The sequence below is a fragment of the Actinopolymorpha sp. NPDC004070 genome, from assembly GCF_040610475.1.
Taxonomy (GTDB): domain Bacteria; phylum Actinomycetota; class Actinomycetes; order Propionibacteriales; family Actinopolymorphaceae; genus Actinopolymorpha.
On the sequence record NZ_JBEXMJ010000001.1, the window covers coordinates 306,817 to 327,607 of the forward strand.

At 71.2% G+C, this 20,791-nt stretch carries 23 protein-coding genes and 3 tRNA genes; 21 read left to right on the forward strand and 5 right to left on the reverse strand.

The annotated features are described in order from the left end of the window. Positions 1–302: 302 nt before the first annotated feature. Genes ABZV93_RS01370 through ABZV93_RS01380 form a run of 3 tightly spaced genes read right to left on the reverse strand, consistent with a single transcriptional unit; the run spans position 303 to position 3,114 of the window. Positions 303–1,133, reverse strand: a complete 831-nt coding sequence (locus ABZV93_RS01370) for a DeoR/GlpR family DNA-binding transcription regulator (protein WP_354928485.1) — start codon at positions 1,131–1,133, stop codon at positions 303–305. Next, positions 1,130–2,029 carry a sugar phosphate isomerase/epimerase gene (locus ABZV93_RS01375; RefSeq protein WP_354928488.1) on the reverse strand — a complete coding sequence of 300 codons (900 nt, stop codon included), beginning with the start codon at positions 2,027–2,029 and terminating at the stop codon, positions 1,130–1,132. The genes ABZV93_RS01370 and ABZV93_RS01375 overlap by 4 nt, the downstream gene beginning before the upstream one ends. Beyond that, positions 2,026–3,114 (reverse strand): Gfo/Idh/MocA family oxidoreductase, encoded by a 1,089-nt coding sequence (locus ABZV93_RS01380; RefSeq protein ID WP_354928491.1) that lies wholly within the window; start codon positions 3,112–3,114, stop codon positions 2,026–2,028. Before ABZV93_RS01380 ends, ABZV93_RS01375 begins: the two co-directional genes overlap by 4 nt. Before the next feature lie 139 nt (positions 3,115–3,253). Here ABZV93_RS01380 and ABZV93_RS01385 point away from each other — a divergent pair, with 139 nt between their 5' ends. The 9 genes from ABZV93_RS01385 to ABZV93_RS01425 all read left to right on the forward strand — a co-directional run bounded on the left by ABZV93_RS01385 (position 3,254) and on the right by ABZV93_RS01425 (position 8,569). Further along, on the forward strand, positions 3,254–3,976 hold the full coding sequence (locus tag ABZV93_RS01385) for a ribulose-phosphate 3-epimerase (RefSeq protein ID WP_354928494.1): 723 nt from the start codon (positions 3,254–3,256) through the stop codon (positions 3,974–3,976). Positions 3,977–4,053: 77 nt separating this feature from the next. Beyond that, entirely contained in the window at positions 4,054–4,176 is a 123-nt protein-coding gene (locus ABZV93_RS01390; RefSeq protein ID WP_354928497.1) for a hypothetical protein, read from the forward strand. A 371-nt stretch (positions 4,177–4,547) separates the two neighbouring features. After that, entirely contained in the window at positions 4,548–5,783 is a 1,236-nt protein-coding gene (locus ABZV93_RS01395; protein ID WP_354928500.1) for a glycerophosphodiester phosphodiesterase family protein, read from the forward strand. A gap of 198 nt (positions 5,784–5,981) precedes the next feature. Beyond that, positions 5,982–6,054 (forward strand) — tRNA-Thr (locus tag ABZV93_RS01400). Positions 6,055–6,096: 42 nt separating this feature from the next. Next, positions 6,097–6,169, forward strand: a tRNA-Met gene (locus ABZV93_RS01405). A gap of 101 nt (positions 6,170–6,270) precedes the next feature. Further along, on the forward strand, positions 6,271–6,441 hold the full coding sequence (rpmG, locus tag ABZV93_RS01410; protein ID WP_092653746.1) for a 50S ribosomal protein L33: 171 nt from the start codon (positions 6,271–6,273) through the stop codon (positions 6,439–6,441). A 167-nt stretch (positions 6,442–6,608) separates the two neighbouring features. After that, positions 6,609–7,058 (forward strand): MaoC family dehydratase N-terminal domain-containing protein, encoded by a 450-nt coding sequence (locus ABZV93_RS01415; protein WP_354928503.1) that lies wholly within the window; start codon positions 6,609–6,611, stop codon positions 7,056–7,058. Next, positions 7,055–7,489, forward strand: coding sequence for a MaoC/PaaZ C-terminal domain-containing protein (locus tag ABZV93_RS01420; protein ID WP_354928506.1), 435 nt, complete (start codon positions 7,055–7,057; stop codon positions 7,487–7,489). Before ABZV93_RS01415 ends, ABZV93_RS01420 begins: the two co-directional genes overlap by 4 nt. 3 nt (positions 7,490–7,492) lie before the next feature. After that, positions 7,493–8,569 carry a UDP-N-acetylmuramate dehydrogenase gene (locus tag ABZV93_RS01425; RefSeq protein ID WP_354928509.1) on the forward strand — a complete coding sequence of 359 codons (1,077 nt, stop codon included), beginning with the start codon at positions 7,493–7,495 and terminating at the stop codon, positions 8,567–8,569. Positions 8,570–8,604: 35 nt separating this feature from the next. On the opposite strand, the gene ABZV93_RS01430 is transcribed toward ABZV93_RS01425, so the two are convergent. Together ABZV93_RS01430 and ABZV93_RS01435 are read right to left on the reverse strand one after the other, a co-directional pair. Further along, the gene (locus ABZV93_RS01430) at positions 8,605–10,653 is read right to left on the reverse strand and encodes an adenosine deaminase (protein WP_354928512.1); all 2,049 of its coding nucleotides are present in this window, start codon (positions 10,651–10,653) and stop codon (positions 8,605–8,607) included. A gap of 1 nt (position 10,654) precedes the next feature. Next, complete coding sequence (locus ABZV93_RS01435) at positions 10,655–11,950, reverse strand: pyridoxal phosphate-dependent aminotransferase (protein ID WP_354928515.1); 1,296 nt, start codon at positions 11,948–11,950, stop codon at positions 10,655–10,657. 202 nt (positions 11,951–12,152) lie between these two features. Between ABZV93_RS01435 and ABZV93_RS01440 the strand changes: the two genes are divergently transcribed. The 12 genes from ABZV93_RS01440 (at position 12,153) to ABZV93_RS01495 (ending at position 20,788) form a co-directional block, all read left to right on the forward strand. Then, a tRNA-Trp gene (locus ABZV93_RS01440) sits at positions 12,153–12,225 on the forward strand. A 157-nt stretch (positions 12,226–12,382) separates the two neighbouring features. Beyond that, entirely contained in the window at positions 12,383–12,643 is a 261-nt protein-coding gene (secE, locus tag ABZV93_RS01445) for a preprotein translocase subunit SecE (protein ID WP_354928518.1), read from the forward strand. Positions 12,644–12,720: 77 nt separating this feature from the next. Next, positions 12,721–13,593, forward strand: a complete 873-nt coding sequence (nusG, locus tag ABZV93_RS01450) for a transcription termination/antitermination protein NusG (protein ID WP_354928521.1) — start codon at positions 12,721–12,723, stop codon at positions 13,591–13,593. A gap of 52 nt (positions 13,594–13,645) precedes the next feature. Further along, a complete protein-coding gene (rplK, locus tag ABZV93_RS01455) occupies positions 13,646–14,077 on the forward strand; it encodes a 50S ribosomal protein L11 (RefSeq protein WP_354928524.1) in 432 nt (143 codons plus the stop codon). Between the two features lie 105 nt (positions 14,078–14,182). Then, complete coding sequence (rplA, locus tag ABZV93_RS01460; protein ID WP_354928527.1) at positions 14,183–14,893, forward strand: 50S ribosomal protein L1; 711 nt, start codon at positions 14,183–14,185, stop codon at positions 14,891–14,893. A 246-nt stretch (positions 14,894–15,139) separates the two neighbouring features. After that, the gene (locus ABZV93_RS01465) at positions 15,140–15,769 is read left to right on the forward strand and encodes a DUF6318 family protein (protein WP_354928530.1); all 630 of its coding nucleotides are present in this window, start codon (positions 15,140–15,142) and stop codon (positions 15,767–15,769) included. Beyond that, positions 15,766–16,659: a hypothetical protein gene (locus ABZV93_RS01470; protein ID WP_354928533.1), complete on the forward strand. Its 894-nt coding sequence runs from the start codon at positions 15,766–15,768 to the stop codon at positions 16,657–16,659. Before ABZV93_RS01465 ends, ABZV93_RS01470 begins: the two co-directional genes overlap by 4 nt. 349 nt (positions 16,660–17,008) lie before the next feature. Then, positions 17,009–17,626, forward strand: coding sequence for a 50S ribosomal protein L10 (rplJ, locus tag ABZV93_RS01475; protein ID WP_354928536.1), 618 nt, complete (start codon positions 17,009–17,011; stop codon positions 17,624–17,626). 53 nt (positions 17,627–17,679) lie between these two features. Beyond that, entirely contained in the window at positions 17,680–18,066 is a 387-nt protein-coding gene (rplL, locus tag ABZV93_RS01480) for a 50S ribosomal protein L7/L12 (RefSeq protein ID WP_354928539.1), read from the forward strand. 226 nt (positions 18,067–18,292) lie between these two features. Beyond that, entirely contained in the window at positions 18,293–19,207 is a 915-nt protein-coding gene (locus ABZV93_RS01485; protein ID WP_354928542.1) for an ABC transporter ATP-binding protein, read from the forward strand. Continuing rightward, complete coding sequence (locus tag ABZV93_RS01490; protein ID WP_354928545.1) at positions 19,204–19,977, forward strand: ABC transporter permease; 774 nt, start codon at positions 19,204–19,206, stop codon at positions 19,975–19,977. Before ABZV93_RS01485 ends, ABZV93_RS01490 begins: the two co-directional genes overlap by 4 nt. Positions 19,978–20,008: 31 nt before the next feature. Beyond that, a complete protein-coding gene (locus tag ABZV93_RS01495; RefSeq protein ID WP_354929719.1) occupies positions 20,009–20,788 on the forward strand; it encodes an ABC transporter permease in 780 nt (259 codons plus the stop codon). Positions 20,789–20,791: the final 3 nt, after the last annotated feature.

The following is a 20,791-nucleotide window of genomic DNA, read 5'->3' on the forward strand; positions in this document are numbered from 1 at the left end:
CACGCCGAGGCTGAGCATGCCGATCGGGAGGGCGCCGAAAAATCCGGCGGTGAGCAGGACGGGGACGCTGGGCGTGCGAAGCACGCGAAGATACGGGCGGAACACGACACCTCCAGGTGTGTGTCCCGCCCGTCGTCCCTGTCCGTGGTGCTCTTCGGTTGTCCGGCCGGATGCGAGCCGCAAGTTTGGTGAGCCGAACTAAGCGTCCGGCTCGAAAATGATGCTAGCCCCCTCGGGGCCTTACGTCGATGGGTAGTCGGCGACTTGCCGACAACCCACGCGGCCGGCAGGTGGCCGCCCCGTCAGGCGACGACGAGCTCGACTCCGGCGTCGGCGCACTGCCGGGCAAGGTCGTCGTGGCGCCGGTCGGTGACGATCGCGTCAACCCGGTCCAGGGCGCAGACTTTCCGGAAGTCGTGTGCGCCGACCTTGGTGTGGTCCATCACCACGACCACCCGGCGGGCCTGGTCCATCACCGCGTTCTTGAGCTCGGCCTCGGCGACGTCTGACACGGTGAAGCCGGCGGTGGACAGCCCGGTCACCCCGATGAAGGCGGTGTTGACGGTGAACTGGCGCACCGCCTCCAGGGCGAGCGGGCCGACGAAGCACCCGCCGAGCGTGCGGTAGTGCCCGCCGAGGACCGTGTGCCGGATCGTGGGTACGTCGGCCAGCACCTGCGCCACGCCGACCGCGTTGGTGAGCACGTTGACCTGCCGCGGGTGACGGCCCTCGGCCGGCTCGCCCTCGCCCCGCCCGCCGGCCGGCCCGGTGAGTGCCAGCCGCAGCTCCTCGGTGAGGGCGAGGATCGTGGTGCCGCTGTCGAGGTAGACGGCGTCGCCGTCGGAGATCCAGGCCAGGCACGCCTTCGCGATGGCTCGTTTGCCCTCGACGTTGTGCCGGGCCCGGGTGGCCAGCTCCGGGTCGTACGTCGGCCGGATGGCGAGCGCGCCGCCGTGAGTGCGCCGGAGCAGGTGCTGGCGGTCCAGGTCGGCGATGTCCTTGCGGACGGTGGGCTCGGCGACTCCGAGAAGGTCGGCGAGCTCGGCCACCCGCACCCGGCCGCGGGACGCGACCAGTTCGAGGATGTGCGTGCGGCGTTCCTCGGTGAACACCCTGCTGCCCGGTCCGGTCATCGCGCCGGCTCGTGCGCGCGCAGGAAGTCTCGGACCCGCGGCACGTCGTCCTCGGTGGCGTCCTGGACGATGACCGGCACCCGGTGGGGCAGTGCCGCGTGCAGCGCGAGCACGAGGTCGTAGTCGAGCAGCCCGGTGCCTGCCGCCGCGTAGCCCGAGGTCCCCACGTCCTTGGCGTGCAGGCACACGACCGCGTCGCCGAGGGTGTCGAACGCGGCAGTGAGGATGCGCTTCTGGTCTCCGGCCGTGGCCGGGTCGAGGAGGTTGGCCGGGTCGAGCACGATGCCGACGAGGTGGGCGTCGGAGCCGAGCTCGGTCAGCAGCCGGCGGGCCCGGGCGGCGTCGGCGACGACGTTGCCGGGTTCGGGTTCGACGCCGAGCCGGACGCCGGCCTGCTCCGCGGCGGGCAGCAGGACGTCGAGTGTCTCGCGCAGGTCGTGCCAGGCTGCCGGGTCGTCGTTGCCCGGGTGCCGGCGCCAGATGTCGTCGGGGTCCCGCGTGCCGGTGCACAGGGTCACGACCTCGGCGCCGAGCCGGGCGGCGTACGGCAGGAACGCGGCCGCGGCCGCCGTCTGCCGGCGCCGGAGGGCGAGGTCGGGATGGATCGTGTTGTACGTCGCGGAGACGCCCCAGACGCGCACGCCCGCGGCGGCGAAATCGGCCGCGACCCGCGCGTGGTCGAGCGGACCGTCCGGGTGCAGGGGGTCGGTCGGGGGGTCGGGGATCGTCGGCCGGCCGAACGCGGAGAGGTTCAGCTGGGTCGTGGTGAAGCCGTGCGCGGCGACGGCGGCGGCGACCTCGGCCGCGGTCGGCCGGGGGAAGGTACGCGCGAAGATTCCCAGCTCGGCGCACTCGCCCACGGTGTGGCTCCCGGAAGGGGGCGCGGCGTCGGTCATGGAGCTACCTCCTTGCCGTCGGCGGCAGCGCTGTCGCGGACCGCTTCGATCAGCCGCAGCGCGGTCACGCCGTCCGCGCCGGAGGGGTTGGCCGGTGCGCCGGTGGCGATCGCCGTGGCGAACGCCTCCAGCTGAAGTTGGTACGGATCGGCGGCTCCGAACACCGGGCTGCGGGTCTCGCCGTCGCGTTCCAGGTGCACCGACACGGTGCTGGCCTGCCGGAAGAACGGGAACGTCGAACGGACGCTGATCTGGCCGTACTCGCCGTGGATGTCCATCCCCTCGGCGTAGTCGGCATGGATGTCGGCGGTGATCTCGAACGACGCCAGCCCGCCGCCGGGCAGCCGGCCGGTCCCGTGCCAGCTGCAGTCGCGCCCGTGGCCGGCGAACTGCGCCCGCACCGACGTGGGCACACCGGCGAGGTTGGCGAGGGCGTCGAAGACGTGCGCGCCGTGGGTGTCGAGCAGGTAGTGCGCCCGGTCGGCCTTGAACTCCGCCTCGGTCCGGCGTACGTCGTCGTCGACGACCATGGCGGGGAACAGCGCGGCCTCCGTCGGGGGACGCAATCGGGACTGGATGCGATACCAGCTGCTGACGCTGAGCAGGGTGCCGAGCCGGGGCACCGCCGCGCGGGCGTAGGCGATTCCGGGGTCGTGCCGCCGCATCGCCCCGACCTGCAGCTTCAGCCCCCTGGCGTCGGCGAGGTCCGCGAGCTCCGCGGCCTGGGCGCTGGTGGCCGCCGCGGGCTTCTCCACCAGGACGTGGGCGCCGGCGTTCAGCGCGGCGGTGACCACCGGGTGGTGGAACCGGTCGGGCACGGCGACAAGTACCGCGTCCGGGGAGGTCCGGCCGAGCAGCTCCTCGACAGCGGCGAAGGCGGGCACGTCGTACCTCGCCGCCACTCCCTGTGCCAGCCGCGGGCTGGTGTCGCCGACACCGACCAGGGTGACCGCCTCGGCCTTGGCGATCGCGGGCAGGTGGACGGCCTGGCTGATCCGGCCACAGCCGATCACCCCGAGCCGCAGCGGCGCGCGGGAGGGCTCGGGAGAGGTCGTGGGTGGCGATGGTGCGGCGGGGCTCGACATGCGGGTACCCTTCGATTCGGGTCGCTTCGATCGCATTCGTTTCTGAACTCGAACCGAGTCTAACCGAAGATCGCCGAGATCGATGTTCCCCGCCGTACGAGGTCGAACCCGAGCCTCGCCAGCCGCCGAAGGAGATTCAGTGCAGGCCTACGTCTCGCTCTGGTCCGCCGACCTGCTCGACCTCGGTGCCGCCGTCGACCGGCTCGCCGAGGTCGCCGACGGGTTCCACCTCGACGTGTTCGACGGGCACGCGGTGCCCGACCTGCTCTTCGGTCCCGACGTGGTGGCCGCCCTGCGTGACCGCACCGACGGGCTGCTCGACGTGCACCTGATGGTCGCCCGCCCCGACGACTGGATCGACCGGTTCGCCGACGCGGGTGCCGACCTGATCACCGTGCACACCAGCGCCTGCCCCGACATTCGTACGACCCTGCGGACCATTCGGTCCCGCGGCGTGCGGGCCGGCCTCGGACTGGAGACGCACGAACCCACCAGCCACGCGGTCGCGCACTTCGGCGACGCCGACCGGGTGCTGGTGATGGGCACGGTGGTCGGGGTGAAGGGGTGCGACCAGGACCCCGCGACGCCGGCGCGGGTCGAGGAGCTGGTCGCCGCGCGTGCGGAGGGCGGCGCCGCGGGATCGGCCCCGCAGGTGGTGGTCGACGGCGGCATCCGTACGCACACTGTTCCCGCCCTGGCGCGGGCCGGAGCCGACGGCGTGGTGCCCGGCTCGCTGGTTTTCGGTGCCGGCGACCCGGTGGCGGCGGTGCGGTGGCTGCACGCCCTTCCGGCCGGGCCCGGTGACGCGGCCGGTGACACGGAATATTCACCCTCGGAGGGGGATGTGCTGCCGAGGGGGTAAGGAGACTCTCGCCGAAGTCCACGGGTGTGCCGTGGTGACTCGAAGAGAGGTGCACGATGATGGGGTCCAGGTCCCGGATGAAAGACATGCGTGGCGGCGCTCGCCGTCCGCGTCGCGCCCTGAAGGCGATGGGCATGGTGGCCGGTCTGGTCTGCGTGGCCGCCGCCACCGCGGCGATGGCGCGCCGCTCGAAGCACTGAGCCGTCGGTCTACTCGGCGTGAGCTGCCGGCCCACCGGATCCGCCTCGGCGCGCCGGGCCGAGCGGGTCCGGTGATCGGCCCGGTGGTGTTGGCGGGCTGACGAGCAGGCTGCCCGGCTCGGCTCCGTGATTCGCCGACGGCGGCAGTCGCCGACCGCGCCAGCGGTTCGGGACCTTCGGCGCCTCGGTTCGGTGGCCGGCCCTGAGCACCCGACTGGACGTTCCCGGTCGGTGTCGGCCAATCTTGATCGGCAGAGATCAGCGAAGATCAGCGAGAAACCAGCAGAGATCGACCACGATCAGCGGGCCCACTCGTCCCGGGCCCGCTTCGCCATGTCCGGCACCGGTGCACCGCCAGGAGGATTCGCTCGATGCGTACGCCCGCTCCTTCCCACGACAACGGAGACCACGCCGACGTGGCCCGCGACCACGACACGCCGCCTGTCCTCGTCGTCGCCCACCGCGGTGCGTCGGGGGTGGCGCCGGAGAACACCGTCGCGGCGATCCGGGCGGCCGCGCGGGAGGGTGCGGACTTCGCCGAGGTCGACGTGGTGCTGACCCGCGACGGCGTGCCGGTCCTCTTCCACGACAACACGTTGGTACGCACCACCGACGTGGCCACGGTCTTCCCCGACCGGGCGCCCTGGCAGCCCGGGGACTTCACCCTCGCCGAGCTGCGGCGACTGGACGCGGGCTCCTGGTTCGCCGACAGCTTCGCCGGTGAACGCATCCCGACGCTCGCCGAGGCGCTCGCAGCACTCGACGAGTACGGCATCGGGTTGTGGGCCGAGCTCAAGGGCGCCAACCGGCATCCGGACTTCGTGCCGGCGGTCGCCGAGGTGCTGCGCAACACCCCGGGCGGCTGGCTGACCGCACCGGACCGGCACCGGCGCTTCGTCGCCACGTCGTTCTACTTCGACCCGCTGGCGAAGTTCGCCGCCGAGATCGACCACGCGGTTCCGCTCGGCGGCATCGTCGAGTCGGTGCCCGGCGACGAGACCCTCCAGCAGGTCGGTGGCTGGATGGACTACTTCATCCCGAACTTCCGGCGGCTGCGTCCCGGTGACCTGGTGCGCATCCGGGCGGCCGGGATGCGACCGGCGTTCTGGTGCCCGAACCACCCTGCCGCGGTCGCCTCGCTGGCCGCTCAGGGCGCGACCGCGGTGATCCAGAACTACCCCGGGGTGGCCCGGGCGGTGCTGGACGGGCAGCCGGCGTTCCCGGCGCAGACGGTGGTCGTCGAACGCGTCGAGGACGCCACGACGAACGGCTCCGCCGAGGCCGCCGACAGCGGCCGGTACGCCATCCTGCGCAACCTGACCGCCGAGCCGGTCGACCTCGGGGGATGGTACGTACGCGACGACCCGGGCGTACGGCTGCCGATCGGGCCGGGCGTGACGATCCCTGCGCGCGGGACGCTGGAGGTGCACGCGGGCCCGGGCCAGGTCGGCGGTCACGACGGGCGGGAGGACGGCCGGAAGGACGGGCCGGTCCGGCACTTCGCCGAGCCCTCCGGTCCCGGTTTCGCCCGCGGCCGCAACAGCGTGGCCCTGCACCGACCCGACGGGGTGGTGGTCGACGTCGCGGTCGACGAGCCGACCGCGTAAGGTATCCCCGGCTGCCGAGGGAGATCGATGCCCGGCGGGCCGGCGACGCCTGTTGCCGGCTCCGGTTCGCGTGGTCCGAGTGGATGTGACCGACAGGTCGTGTCGTGCCCGGATCGGGCGGTTCGCACCAAGGACGCCGCTTCGGCGGTATCCCGGTGTCGAGGGGGTTCGGAGCTCTTGTATTCTCGGTTGTCGCTCGCCCCAATAGCTCAGTCGGTAGAGCGTCTCCATGGTAAGGAGAAGGTCTACGGTTCGATTCCGTATTGGGGCTCTGTGGCCGGAGCCGCCCACTCGGGCGGCCAACCGGTCCGGCGGCGGTGTAGCTCAGACGGTAGAGCAAGCGGCTCATAATCGCTGTGTCGCCGGTTCGAGTCCGGCCACCGCTACGACCGCGGCCAGCCGGTGGGAGACCACCGGCGTGGCCGTTCTTGCATGACTGCGTACCATTGCAGGACCGACTGTCCCGACGGATCACAAGAGGCATCCCGTGGCTAGCAAGAGTTCCGACGTCCGCCCCAAGATCACCTTGGCGTGCACCGAGTGCCGGGAGCGCAACTACATCACGCGCAAGAACCGTCGTAACGACCCCGACCGGCTCGAGATCAAGAAGTTCTGCCCGCGCTGCCGGACCCACCGCGCGCACCGCGAGACTCGCTAGGTTCTCGACGCTCCGCGTCGAAAGGGCCGCCCCACCCGATGGTGGGAGCGGCCCTTTTCGCGTGCCCGGAGTGCGCCGGGAGTGCGCCGGGAGTGCGCCGGGAGTGTGCTCGGACACCTGACCGGGCGCGGGGACTCCGGCCGGTCCGCTCCGGTACGGTCGCGTACATGCCCGTCGACTCCACGCTGGTCGGCCGAACCTACGCGACGAAGACGCCGTACGAAGTCGGCCGCGAGAAGATCCGCGAGTTCGCCGATGCCGTCGGCGACCCCAGTCCCGTCTACCGCGACCCCGACGCCGCTCGCGCGCTCGGCCACCCGGACGTGGTGGCCCCGCCGACTTTCCCGATCGTGGTGGCGTTCCAGCTGCTGAACGAGCTGTTCGCCGACCCCACCACCGGGCTCGCGCTCCACCGGGTCGTGCATGCCGACCAGAAGTTCGCCGCCGACCGGCCCATCCACCCCGGCGACGAGCTGGTGGCCACGCTCACGATCGAGAGCGTGCGCCAGGTCGCCGGCACCGACCTGATCCTCACCCGCACCGACATCCGGACCGCCGACGGCGCACCTGTCTGCACCGCGCGGGCGAGCGTCGTCCACCGCGAGGAGGCCGCATGACCGCCGCACGCGTTCCGGCGTACGACGAGGTGGAGAAGGGCACCGAGCTGCCCTCGGTCAGCGTCCGGGTGCGCCGCGAGGACCTCGTCCGCTACGCCGGAGCCTCCGGCGACTTCAACCGCATCCACTGGAACGCCCGGGTGGCCCGCGAGGTCGGCCTGCCCGACGTGATCGCGCACGGCATGCTCACCATGGGCGCCGGTGCCCGGGTGCTCACCGAGTGGGCGGTCGATCCGGCCCGGGTGGTGGAGTACTCCGTCCGGTTCACCCGCCCGGTGACCGTCCCCGACGACGACGAGGGAGTGACGGTGACGTTCGGGGCGAAGGTCGCCGACAAGCTGCCCGACCGCGTGGTACGGGTCGACCTCACCGCCGTCGCCGGCGGCGAGAAGGTCTTCGGCGCCGCCCGGGCCATGGTCCGGCTGGACTGACCCGTGCCCGATCATCTCTCCACCCCCGAACGCCGGTCCGTGCCCGAACGCACCGGCGTCCCGCTCGCCGGGCTCACCACGCTCCGTCTCGGCGGCCCGGCCAAGCGGCTGGTCGAGGTCGCCGACGAGGCCGCCCTGCTCGACGTGGTGCGCGAGGCCGACGCCTCGGGCGAGCCGCTGCTGGTGCTCGGTGGCGGCAGCAACGTCGTGGTCGCCGACGAGGGCTTCGCGGGCACCGTCCTGCACGTGTGCACCCGGGGCGTACGGGTGGAGTCGCAGGACTCCTGCGGCGGCGCCGTCGTCCGGGTCGCGGCGGGGGAGAACTGGGACAGCCTGGTCGCCCGAGCCGTCGCCGAGGGCTGGGTGGGTGTCGAGGCGCTGTCGGGGATACCCGGGCTGGTCGGCGCCGCGCCGATCCAGAACATCGGCGCCTACGGCCAGGAGGTCGCGCAGACCCTCGCTCAGGTGCGGGTGTGGGACCGGGAGGACGCGGCCGTACGCACGTTCGCCGCGCGGGAGTGCGGCTTCGGCTACCGCACCAGCAGGTTCAAGCGGTCACCCCAGCGCTACGTCGTCCTGGAGGTCGTGTTCCAGCTCCGGCTGGGGGAGCTGGGCGCGCCGGTGCAGTACGCCGAGCTCGCCCGCACCCTCGGGGTCGAACTCGGCACGCGGGCACCGTCGGCCGACGTCCGGGCCGCGGTGCTGGGCCTGCGGGCGGGCAAGGGCATGGTGCTCGACGCCGCCGACCACGACACCTGGAGCGCAGGGTCGTTCTTCACCAACCCGGTGATCCCGGCGGAGGCGGCGGCCGGGCTGCCCGCGAAGGCGCCCCGCTTCCCGGCAGGGGACGGGCAGGTCAAGACGAGCGCGGCCTGGCTGATCGAGCACGCCGGGTTCGGCAAGGGGTACGGCACCGGACCGGCTCGCCTTTCCAGCAAGCACACGCTGGCCCTCACCAACACCGGCTCCGCCACCACCGCCGACCTGCTGGCACTGGCCCGGGAGATCCGGGCGGGCGTCCTGGGCAGGTTCGGTGTCGACCTCGTGAACGAACCCGTCCTGGTCGGCTGCGAGCTGTAGACCCACCCTGTCGCGCGCCCGGGCCGGGCGGCCGGTCACAGGCCGAGGGCGGCCCGGAGGTCCGGCCGGCGCAACTGGTCCGCGCACCAGGCGAAGTGCCCGTCACCCCCGGCCGGGTCGTACGCGTTGGCTCCGGCGATCGCGTAGCAGGCGCGATAGAGGTGCAGCAACGGCGGCGGGTAACCGAACTCCGCGACTATCCGGCCGCTCAGCGTCTCGTCGATCTCCCGTGCCCGCGGGCCGTACATGTCGAAGAACCCCGCGGCCAAGGAGGCGTCGAACGCCGGGTCGCCGGCAGTGGTCAGGAAGCCCCAGTCCAGGACCGCGGTCACCCGCAGGGCACCATCGCCTTCGCCGACCGGCTCGACCAGGACGTTCGGTGGGCACAGGTCGCCGTGCACGATCGCGGCCTCGCCGTCGGGCAGGGCGCGCAGTCCCGCCCGGACCCGCTCCAGCAGCGCGTCGAAGTCGGGCACCGCGGACCGCAGCACGTCGGCGTACACCTCGGCCCTGCGGTCGACCAGTGCGCGCAGCGCGGCCGGCCAGGACGAGCCCGCGTCACGGTAGAAGGTGTCCGCCTCGGCCATCACCGGCAACGCCCGGGCCGACGGGCCGCCCTTGGTGTCGCGCAGGGCGGCGAGTACGTCGACGAAGGTACGCAGGGCCGTCTCGGTCGGGCCGTGGGCCTCGACGAACTCCGACAGCGGCCGGCCGTGCAGCCGGCGTTCGATCGTGACCGGCGTACCGTCGACGGTCCGCACGGCGTGGATGCACGGCGTGACGAACGGCAGCCCGGCGGCGTCCAGGTCGGCGTAGAAGTCCCGCAGCCGGTGCAGGGCGGCCGGTGAGTGACGGAACCAGACCTTCGCCACCGTGTCGTCGTCCACGGCCCAGACGACGCCGTCCATGCCGGCGCCGAGCGGCTTCTCGACCGGCAGGCCGAGCGCCCGTATCCGGTCCGCCCACCACTCCGGCCCACTCGTGTCCGGCAGGGGAGCGCTGCCGCCCGCCCGGAGCTGCTCGCGTTCGGGTGGTTCAGGCGTCCCGGACGTCTCCTCGGGGGCCAGCCAGCGATCCACGCCGTGCAGCAGCCGGTCCCGCACGGGTGCCGGCGCCGTCGAGGCGCGTACCGACATCCGGGCCAGCTCGGCGAGTTCGGCGTCGGTGAAACCGAGCCCTCTGGCCAGTTCGTACTGCCCGACCAGCCGGACCCCGAACAGCAGCGGGTCGTCGGCACCCAGCGCGATCTGCGCCCCGGCGTCGAACAGCTTCCGCAGCGGCACGACGTCGGCCTCGGGGTAGACACCCAGCGCGACGTTGGACGCCGGGCAGACCTCCAGCGGCACCCCGGCCGCGGCGACCCGGTCCAGCAGCGCGGGGTCCTCCACCGTGCGCACGCCGTGCCCCACCCGGGTCGCGCCGAGCCGGTCCAGGCAGGCGCGCACGCTGTCCGGGCCACACAGCTCACCGCCGTGCGGCATCGAGCCCAGCCCCGCCTCGGTCGCGATGCGGAACGCCCGGGCGAACTCCTCGGTCCGCCCCCGCCGCTCGTCGTTGGACAGCCCGAACCCGACCACGCCGTGCCCGGCGTACTGCGTGGCCAGCCGGGCGAGCGTCCGCGCGTCCAGCGGGTGCCGGGTGCGGTTGGCGGCGATCACCAGGCCGACGCCCACCCCGGTCCGGTCGGCGGCATCGCGTACGGCGTCAAGCACGAGCTCGGTGAACGCGGTGATGCCGCCGAACCTGCTCCCATAGCCGGAGGGGTCGACCTGGATCTCCAGCCAACCCGACCCCTCGCGCGCCTCGTCCTCGACGGTCTCCCGCACCAGCCGGCGTACGTCGTCGGCGGTGACCAGCACCGACCGGGCGATGTCGTACAGCCGCTGGAAGCGGAACCAGCCCTTCTCGTCGGTGGCCAGCAGCTGCGGCGGCCACTCGTCCCGCAACGCCTCGGGCAGGTGGAGGCCGTGCTGCCCGGCCAGCTCGACCAGCGTCTCGTGCCGCATCGACCCGGTGAAGTGCAGGTGCAGATGCGCCTTCGGGAGCGTGTCGAGCGGGCGTACGCCGGGGCGGGCTCCGCTCACGTCAGTTCTGCGCCTCGGACAGCAGCTTCTGGATCCTGGTGACGCCCTCCACCAGGTCGTCGTCGCCGAGCGCGTACGAGAACCGCAGGTATCCCGGCGTACCGAACGCCTCGCCCGGAACCACCGCGACCTCGACCTCCTCCAGGATGAGCTCGGCAAGCTCGGCGGAGGTGGCCGGACGGCGGCCGCGGATCAGCTTGCCCAGCGCGCCCTTCACCGACGGGTAGGCGTAGAACGCTCCCTTCGGCGTGGGGCAGGTGAAGCCGGGCACGTCCGAGAGCAGCTCGACGATCGTGCGCCGGCGCCGGTCGAACGCCTCGCGCATCGTCGCCGCCGCGGACAGGTCGCCCGACACCGCCGCCAGCGCCGCACGCTGGGCGACGTTGCTGACGTTGCCGGTGGCGTGGGACTGCAGGTTGACGCCGGCCTTCACCACATCGGTGGGGCCGATCAGCCAGCCGACCCGCCAGCCGGTCATGGCGTACGTCTTGGCGACGCCGTTGACCACGATGCAGCGGTCGGCGAGCTCGGGCACCAGCACCGGCAGCGACGCGGACCTCTCGCCGTCGTAGGTGAGGTGTTCGTAGATCTCGTCGGTGATCACCCACAGGCCGTTCTCGGCGGCCCAGCTGCCGATCTCGCGAAGCCGCTCCACGGGGTAGACCGCGCCACTGGGGTTGGACGGCGAGCACATCAGCAGGACCTTGGTCCGCGGGGTGCGGGCGGCCTCCAGCTGCTCGACCGTGACGAGGTAGTCCTGGGTCTCGTCGGCCAGCACGGGCACCGTCACGCCGCCGGCCAGCCCGATCGACTCGGGGTAGGTCGTCCAGTACGGCGCGGGCAGCAGCACCTCGTCGCCCGGGTCCAGCAGCAGCGCGAACGCCTCGTAGACCGCCTGCTTGCCGCCGTTGGTGACGAGCACCTGCGCGGGCGTCACCTCATACCCGGAGTCGCGCTCGGTCTTCGCCGCGATCGCCTTGCGCAGCTCGGGCAGCCCACCGGCAGGGGTGTAGCGGTGGTTGCGCGGGTCGCGGCAGGCCTGGGCAGCCGCGTCGACGATGTAGTCGGGGGTCGGAAAGTCGGGTTCACCGGCGCCGAAGCCGATCACGGGACGCCCGGCCGCCTTCATCGCCTTCGCCTTCCCGTCGACCGCCAGCGTGGCCGACTCGGCGATGGCGGCGACCCGGGCGGCGATCCTGGCCCGGTCGCTCGCGGGTGCTGCGAGGGACTCGTCCACGACCGGCGCGGGCGGGCTGCTTTCGGAGCTGCTTGCGGGGCTGGTTCCGGGGCTGGTCATGACAGTTATCGTGGCACCTCGCGTGCGTACAGGCGGTGGCGGGGCGAGGGTGTCGGCGAGTCGAGGCGGTACAAACCGCCCGGGTCGGTTCGACCTTCGGCGCCGCCACCCCGTACACTCTTCCATCGGTGGTCTGAGGACCTCTCCGAAGCGTGCCCGGGAGATTGCCCGGCGCGCCACGTGGAGGCTTTCCGATCTCCGTAGGGCAGTGGCTCAATTGGTAGAGCACCGGTCTCCAAAACCGGCGGTTGGGGGTTCGAGTCCCTCCTGCCCTGCAGGCCTCGGCCGGTTCGGCCGAAGTCGCGCGCGTCGCCCCCGGCGGACGATGCGTGGGTGGTAGCACTAACGGGGACGTTCGTTCGTTCCTCATGTAGTGCGACCTCCCAGCCCGGGCGGAGTGTCCGGCCGGGCCAGAGACCGGTGAGGACGAAAGTGACGGAGACCCGCGGATCCACCGCGACCCCGGAGCGTGCTCGCCCGGACAAGAAGGGCGAAGGCGGCGGCAGCCCTGCCGCGCGCGTCGGTCTGTTCTACCGCCAGGTGGTGGCTGAGCTTCGCAAGGTCATCTGGCCCACGCGTGACCAGCTGACGACCTACTGGTCGGTGGTGCTGGTCTTCGTACTCGTGGTGATCGCGATCGTCTCGCTGCTCGACCTGGGCATCGGCCAGCTGATGTTCAAGATCTTCGGCTGACGGCGCGTACGCCGCCCGGGAGCCCCGCACCACCGCCGGACGATCAAGAAATCGCTGAAGAAGACGGAGTACCAAGAGTGTCCGACCTCGACGACGAGATCCGCGACATGCAGGCCGCGGATTCGGAGCAGGCAGCAGCCGCCGCCGACGCCTCGGCCGGCCAGCCTGCCGACGAGGCCTCCGCCGACTCCGAGCAGACCAGCCCCCAGACCGGCTCCGAGACCGGCTCCGACGAGACCGACGCGGCCGAGGCCGGCGCCGACGAGGCGACCGAGGGCCTGACCGTCGGCGAGTCCGCCGAATCCGGCGACACCGGCGAGACCGCGGCCGAGGAGGCCGACGAGGACGCCGAGCCCACCGCGGAGGACGCGCTCGCGGAGTTCCAGGCGGCCCTGCGGTCCAAGCCCGGCGACTGGTTCGTGATCCACACCTATTCGGGCATGGAGAACCGCGTCAAGACCAACCTCGAGAACCGCATCCAGTCCCTCAACATGGAGGACTACATCTACGAGGTGGTCGTTCCCCAGGAGGAGCGCGCGGAGATCAAGAACGGCCAGCGGCGGATGGTGCGGCGCACCGTCCTCCCCGGCTACGTGCTGGTCCGGATGGACCTCACCGACGAGTCGTGGGCGGCCGTCCGGCACACTCCTTCGGTGACCGGCTTCGTCGGCCACGCCCACCAGCCGGTGCCGCTCGGCCTCGACGAGGTTGAGAAGATGCTGGCCCCGACGGTCGAGGAGACCAAGGGGGAGCCGGACAAGAAGAAGAAGGCCGAGGTCGTCGACTTCGCGGTGGGCGACTCGGTCATGGTGGTCGACGGGCCGTTCGCGACCCTGCACGCGACGATCACCGAGCTCAACCCCGACGCACAGAGGGTCAAGGCCCTCGTCGAGATCTTCGGCCGGGAGACCCCGGTGGAGCTGTCGTTCACGCAGATCCAGAAGGTCTGACGACCCGGCCGGACTCTCGCCCCTTTCACCACCCAAGAGGACCCGAACACCTATGCCTCCGAAGAAGAAGATCGCCTCCGTACTCAAGCTCCAGCTGCAGGCTGGCGCCGCCACCCCCGCTCCGCCGGTGGGTACGGTGCTCGGCCCGACCGGCATCAACATCATGGAGTTCACGAAGGCCTACAACGCCGCGACCGAGTCCCAGCGGGGCAACGTCATCCCCGCCGAGATCACGATCTACGAGGACCGGACGTTCACCTTCGTCACCCGGACCCCTCCGGCCGTGGAGCTGATCAAGAAGGCGATCAGCCTCGACAAGGGCTCCCCGACCCCGCACACCGCGAAGGTCGGCACCATCTCGCGCGCCCAGGTGCGGGAGATCGCGGAGATGAAGATGCCCGACCTGAACGCCAACGACATCGACGCCGCCATGAAGGTCGTCGAGGGTACGGCGCGGTCGATGGGCGTCACGGTCTCCGAGTAGTCCGTACGGCAGACAGCTCGACCGGCCGGACCACGGTCCGGCGTCCTGGTGGGAGGGCCCGCGCTGGCCCGCACCACGACTCCACCACCGATTCCAGGAGTGATCATGAAGCGCAGCAAGTCCTACCGCGCCGCGGCCGAGAAGGTCGACCAGGCCGCACTGCACGACCCCCGCGAAGCGGTGGCGCTGGCCAAGCAGAACGCCAACAAGAAGTTCGACGAGACCGTGGACGTCGCGATGCGTCTCGGTGTCGACCCCCGCAAGGCCGACCAGATGGTGCGCGGCACCGTCAACCTTCCGCACGGCACCGGCAAGACCGCTCGGGTCCTGGTCTTCGCCACCGGACAGAAGGCTGAGGACGCCACCGCCGCCGGCGCCGACTACGTGGGCTCCGACGACCTGATCGAGCGGATCCAGGGCGGCTGGCTGGACTTCGACGCCGTTGTCGCCACGCCGGACCTGATGGGCAAGGTCGGCCGGCTCGGCCGGGTGCTCGGCCCCCGCGGTCTGATGCCGAACCCGAAGACCGGCACCGTCACGCCCGACGTCACCAAGGCCGTGACCGACATCAAGGGCGGAAAGATCGAGTTCCGCGTCGACCGGCACGCCAACCTGCACTTCATCATCGGCAAGGCGTCCTTCAGCGAGGACCAGCTCGCGGAGAACTACGGCGCCGCCCTCGACGAGGTGCTCCGGCTCAAGCCGTCCGCCTCCAAGGGCCGCTACATCCGCAAGGTCACGCTGTCGACCACGATGGGTCCCGGCGTTCCGGTCGACCCGGCCAAGACCGTCTCGACCGCTGAGGCCTCGGCCTAACGCGATCCCGTCCAGGACGCCCTCGCACCTCTCGGTGCGGGGGCGTTCTGCCTTCTCCGCGGTTCTCCGTACGCCGGATGCTTGGTCGTCCGGTGAGCGGAAGTTGTCGCCGTGCCAGGGCAACGCCCGGTGACATTTGTGCGTCGAGCCATCGTCGACGCTTCCGGGCGCTGATCACTCGCGGTTAGGATATGAGCGCTTTGTCGCGGACGGGTGGCGAGGCGACGGGCACACACGGGGGTACGCGTGCGCTTCACATCTGGACTGACCAACAGACGATCGACCAGGGCGGTCGCGGTCGTCGCCGGTGTCGTTCTCGGGTTGTCGGCGGCGGCGTGCGGCGGGGACTCTCCGCAGCCGGCGACGATGGACACCCCGACCGCGAAGTCCACCCCCACGAAGTCGGCCACACCGACCCCGACTCCGAGCCCGTCGGCCAGCCCGACCAAGCCCGGCAGGATCGAGACGTTCGGTCCGGCGCCCACCGGACCGGAGGCCGCGGCGGTGAGGGCGTTCGTGACGAGGTACGTCACTACGGTCAACAAGGCGATCGAGACCGGCGACGTCTCCAGGCTTCGCCAGATGTACACCAGCGGATGTCTGGACTGCGTGCAGCTCGCCGCCAGCATCAGGTCCACCTACGGCGGCGGTGGGAAGTTCGTGGGCGGTCTCTACACCCGAAACCACGTCGAGGTGTTCTCCGAATCCGGTGGGACCTACATGGTGCACGTGCGGTCCCTCTCCACCGCCTGGAAGCAGTACAACTCCGCCGGCTCGGTGGTCAACCAGGGCCCGGCCGAGCGAGTGACGTACTCATACGGCGTGCGGAAGATCAGCGGCAACTGGCAGTTGACAGCCGGGGGGAAGTCGCAATGACGAAGATCGTCGGGGTCGCGCTGGGCGGCCTTCTCCTGATGGCGTTCGGGCTGGTCGTGCCGGCACCGGCCGCGCGTGCGGACATCCCGCGCGGAGACGTCGGCTGGCAGTACAGCGAGTCCGGCCGGGGCTACTACCAGCCTCCCAAGGGCACGCCGACCCCCTCGCAGCCACCCGGTCCGAACGACTGGGTGCAGGAGATCCTGATCAACCAGCCGGAGTGGGATTGCAGGGGCGCCGGGATCGGTGACTGCAGCCCGCTGGCGATCTGGTGCAACCCGGACCTGTCACCGAATCCGCGTGAGCCGATCTATGTCCGTTCGGTCGTGCGCTACCAGTGGAAGGACCGCGGAGACCGCGCGAAGTGGCACGGGACGGCCGACTGCTACCCCACCCCGGAGTGGGTTCCGATCGAGCAGCTCAGCTACGACTTCAAGTACGAGATCCAACGCAACCTGCCCAAGCCGAGGATCTCGCTGCACCCGGCTCCGAAGACCTTGGTCAACCTGCCGACGATCGTCTCGGTCGACGACCCGGGCACACAGACCTTCGACATCACGGTGCCGCCGTCGCAGGGGCGCACCTTCGAACTCCACGGGCAGATCACCGCCACCCCGGACTACACCTGGACCTTCGAGGACGCCGGCGGAGGCAGGCACACCGTCAAGGGGGCGGGGCGGCAGTTCGACGGGACGCTCCCCGATGGTCACCCTGGCTACTACGTGACGAACACATTCGGCACCGCGGGCCAGGGCAAGGTCCACCTGCAGGTGCGTTGGACGGGAACGGTCGTCGTGGACACCGTCCCGCCACAACCGATCGTGCCGGTCACGTTCGACGCCGACACCACGGTGCAGGTAGTGGAGTCACACCCGGTACTCAGCCGCTAGGCGGAGATTCATCCCGCGTCTCCGGACGGCCGGAAGGGTCCGGGCGACCGGAGACGGCCCCGGGCCGGGGCCGATTTGGCGGCCGGGGGAGGCGTCCCGTATTCTGGCGGCTGCCGAAGACCGCTGGTTTGCCTCCCTCCGGGGTGGCTGAAGGTCCCGCACGTCGGGCGGCCCGCGCAGGCGTCACGTGGTAACGAAGTCGAGATCAGGTTTCCGGGTCGCGGGTGACCGCGAGCGGAGTCCTGGCCCTCGAGTTCGTGTTCGCCCCGTACGCATGCGTACGGGGCTTTTCCCATTCTGTGGATTCCTTCCAGGCCGCGGTCGCAGGCCCCTCAGAGGAAGGAGATCCATGGCGAAGCCGGACAAGGCAACCGCCGTCGCAGAGCTCACGGACCAGTTCCGCGACTCCGCCGGCGCGGTCCTGACCGAGTATCGCGGACTCACCGTGAAGCAGCTGCAGGAACTGCGGCGCTCCATCGGTGACAACGCCAGTTACGCCGTGGTGAAGAACACGCTGACCAGGATCGCGGCGAAGGAGGCGGGAGTCGAGATCGCCGACGAGCTTCTCGTCGGTCCCTCGGCCATCGCGTTCATCAGCGGCGACCCGGTCGAGGTCGCCAAGGGTCTGCGTGACTTCGCCAAGGCCAACCCCAATCTCGTCATCAAGGGCGGCGTGCTCGAGGGCCGGTCCCTCGCCGTCGACGAGATCACCAGGCTCGCTGACCTCGAGTCCCGCGAGGTCCTGCTCGCGAAGCTCGCGGGCGCGATGCTGGCGTCGCTTTCGGGCGCCGCCTCGCTGTTCCAGGCCCCGCTGTCGCAGGCCGCCCGGCTCGCCGAGGCGCTGCGTCAGAAGGTCGAGGAGGAGGGCCCGGCCGCAGGTGCCGACGCCACCCCCGAGGCCGACGCCGAGGCCGCACCGGAAGCCAGCTCCGACGCGTCGGACGCCGGCGAGTCCAGCGAGTCCTGACCTGACCAGGTCTGACCGTCACCACTGCACGACACACGGAAGGTACGCCACTCATGGCTAAGCTCAGCAACGACGAGCTGCTCGACGCGTTCAAGGAGATGACGCTTCTCGAGCTCAGCGAGTTCGTGAAGCAGTTCGAGGACACCTTCGGCGTGACCGCGGCCGCTCCGGTCGCCGTCGCGGCGGGCCCCGCGGCCGGCGGCGCCGCGCCTGAGGCCGAGGAGGAGAAGGACGAGTTCGACGTCGTCCTCGAGGCCGCGGGCGACAAGAAGATCCAGGTCATCAAGGAGGTGCGCACGCTCACCAGCCTCGGCCTGAAGGAGGCCAAGGACCTGGTCGAGGGCGCGCCGAAGCCCGTCCTGGAGAAGGTCAACAAGGAGACCGCGGAGAAGGCCAAGGAGTCCCTCGAGGCTGTTGGCGCCAAGGTCACCCTGAAGTAAGCGACGTTCGTCCGCGGTCCACGCGGCCGCGTCGTCTGTCTGCGAAGAGGGCGGTCACCCCGACGGGGTGGCCGCCCTCTTCGCGTCCGCGGACCGGAAATTGGTCGTCGACGCGGCCGTAACCTCCCCACCTTCGGCTCGTTGAGGGGGGCGTGCGTATCGGTCGCCGCCACCGGGGGGTCTGCGGCGGCCGGTACGCACGCAGACCGGCCGTGAGGAGTTTCAGGTGGGCGTCGAGATCCGGGTGGACGGGCTCACCAAGTCCTTCGGTGGCCAGCCGGTCTGGCGCGACGTCAGCCTGACGCTTCCGTCCGGTGAGATCAGCGTCCTGCTCGGGCCTTCCGGCACGGGCAAGTCGGTCTTCCTCAAGTGCCTGGTCGGCCTGCTCAAACCGGACCGGGGCCACATCCTCATCGAGGGCCACGACATCGCGACCTGCCGGGAGCGGGAGCTGTACCGCGTCCGCCGGCTGTTCGGTGTCCTCTTCCAGGACGGCGCGTTGTTCGGCTCGATGAACCTCTACGACAACGTGGCGTTCCCGCTGCGCGAACACACCCGCAGGTCCGAGAACGAGATCCGCTCCGTCGTGATGTCGAAGATCGAGATGGTCGGGCTGCTCGGCGCCGAGCGCAAGCTGCCCGGTGAAATCTCCGGCGGGATGCGCAAGCGGGCCGGGCTGGCCAGGGCGCTCGTCCTGGACCCCGAGATCATCCTGTTCGACGAGCCCGACTCAGGTCTGGACCCGGTGCGGACGGCGTACCTCAACCAGCTGATCGTCGACCTCAACCAGCAGACCGGCGCGACGTTCCTCATCGTCACCCACGACATCAACACCGCGCGGACGGTGCCCGACAACATCGGGCTGCTCTACCACCGGCACCTCGCGATGTTCGGTCCGCGGGAGATGTGCCTGTGCTCGCAGGAACCGGTCGTACGGCAGTTCCTCAACGCCCAGCGGGTGGGCCCGATCGGCATGTCGGAGGAGAAGGACGCCGACGAGCTCGCGGCCGAGCGGGCGGCCGGCGCCGAGCTGGCAGCGCTGCCGCCGATCCCGCTCCAGCTCGGGCCGTCCGACGGGCAGCCGAGACCCAGTCAGCGGCCGCCCGGGAAGTGGTGTGCCGACAACGACGTGACCCCGTGAGCTGGCAGCCGACGGCACCGCTGCAGGCGAGCGGCCGGCTGTTCGCGTTCGGGCTCGGCGTCGTCCGCGGGCTGCCGCGGCGGCCGTTCCAGTGGCAGGAGTTCGTCCGCCAGGCGTGGTTCCTGGCCGGCGTCACGATCGTGCCGACGGCACTGGTGGCGATTCCGTTCGGCGCCGTCATCGCCTTGCAGGTGGGTGGGCTGATCCGACAGTTCGGCGCCCAGTCGTTCGCCGGCGCGGCGATGGTGCTCGCCGTGGTGCGGGAGGCGTCGCCGATCGCGACCGCGCTGCTGATCGCCGGCGCGGGCGGGTCGGCGATCTGCGCCGACCTCGGTTCGCGCACGATCAGGGAGGAGATCGACGCGATGCGGGTGCTCGGCATCGACCCGCTGCACCGGCTGGTCGTGCCCCGGGTGCTCGCCGCGATGTTCGTCGCCGTCTTCCTCAACGGCCTGGTGAGCGTCGTCGGCGTGATCGGCGGCTATGTCTTCAACGTCGTCCTGCAGGGCGGCACCCCCGGCGCCTACCTCGCGTCGTTCACCGCACTGGCGCAGCTGCCGGACCTGTGGGCCGGTGAGGTCAAGGCGCTGGTGTTCGGGCTGGTCGCCGCCGTGGTCGCGTCGTACAAGGGCCTGAACGCCGGCGGCGGGCCGAAGGGCGTCGGCGACGCGGTCAACCAGACCGTGGTGATCACGTTCATGTTGTTGTTCTTCGCGAACTTCGTGATGCAGGCGATCTACTTCCAGGTCGTCCCGCCGAAGGGCGCCTGACGTGGCCTGGCGACCGGTGCGCGGCCTGGACATGCTGGGCGACCAGCTCGCCTTCTACGTGCGGGCGGCCGGGTGGATGCCCGCGACCGTACGCCGCTACCGGCGCGAAGTGCTGCGGCTGCTGGCCGAGGTGAGCTTCGGCACCGGTGCGCTGGCCGTCGTCGGCGGCACGGTCGGGGTGATCGCGTTCCTGGCGTTCTTCACCGGCACCGAGGTCGGCCTGCAGGGGTACGCCGCACTCGACCAGCTGGGCACCTCCGCCTACGCGGGCTTCGTCTCGGCGTACTTCAACACCCGCGAGATCGCCCCGCTGATCGCCGGCATCGCCCTCGCGGCGACGGTCGGCTGCGGCTTCACCGCCCAGCTCGGCGCGATGCGGGTCAGCGAGGAGGTCGACGCGCTGGAGGTGATGGCCGTCCCGTCGCTGCCGTTCCTCGTCAGCACGCGGATCGTCGCCGGGCTGCTCGCGGTCGTCCCGTTGTACGTCGTCGGGTTGTTCTCGTCGTACGCGGCGACCCGGCTCGTCGTCACCTCGGCCTACGGCCAGAGCGCCGGGACCTACGACCACTACTTCCACCTGTTCCTGCCGCCGCACGACGTGCTCTGGTCGTTCGGCAAGGTGCTGGTGTTCGCGGTGGTGATCATCTCGATCCACTGCTACCACGGCTACCACGCCACCGGCGGCCCGGCAGGAGTCGGCGTGGCGGTCGGCCGGGCGGTCCGCACGTCCATCGTGGCAATCAACGTCGTCGACCTGGCGCTGTCGATGGCGATCTGGGGCGCGAGCACCACCGTGCGGCTGGCGGGCTAGACG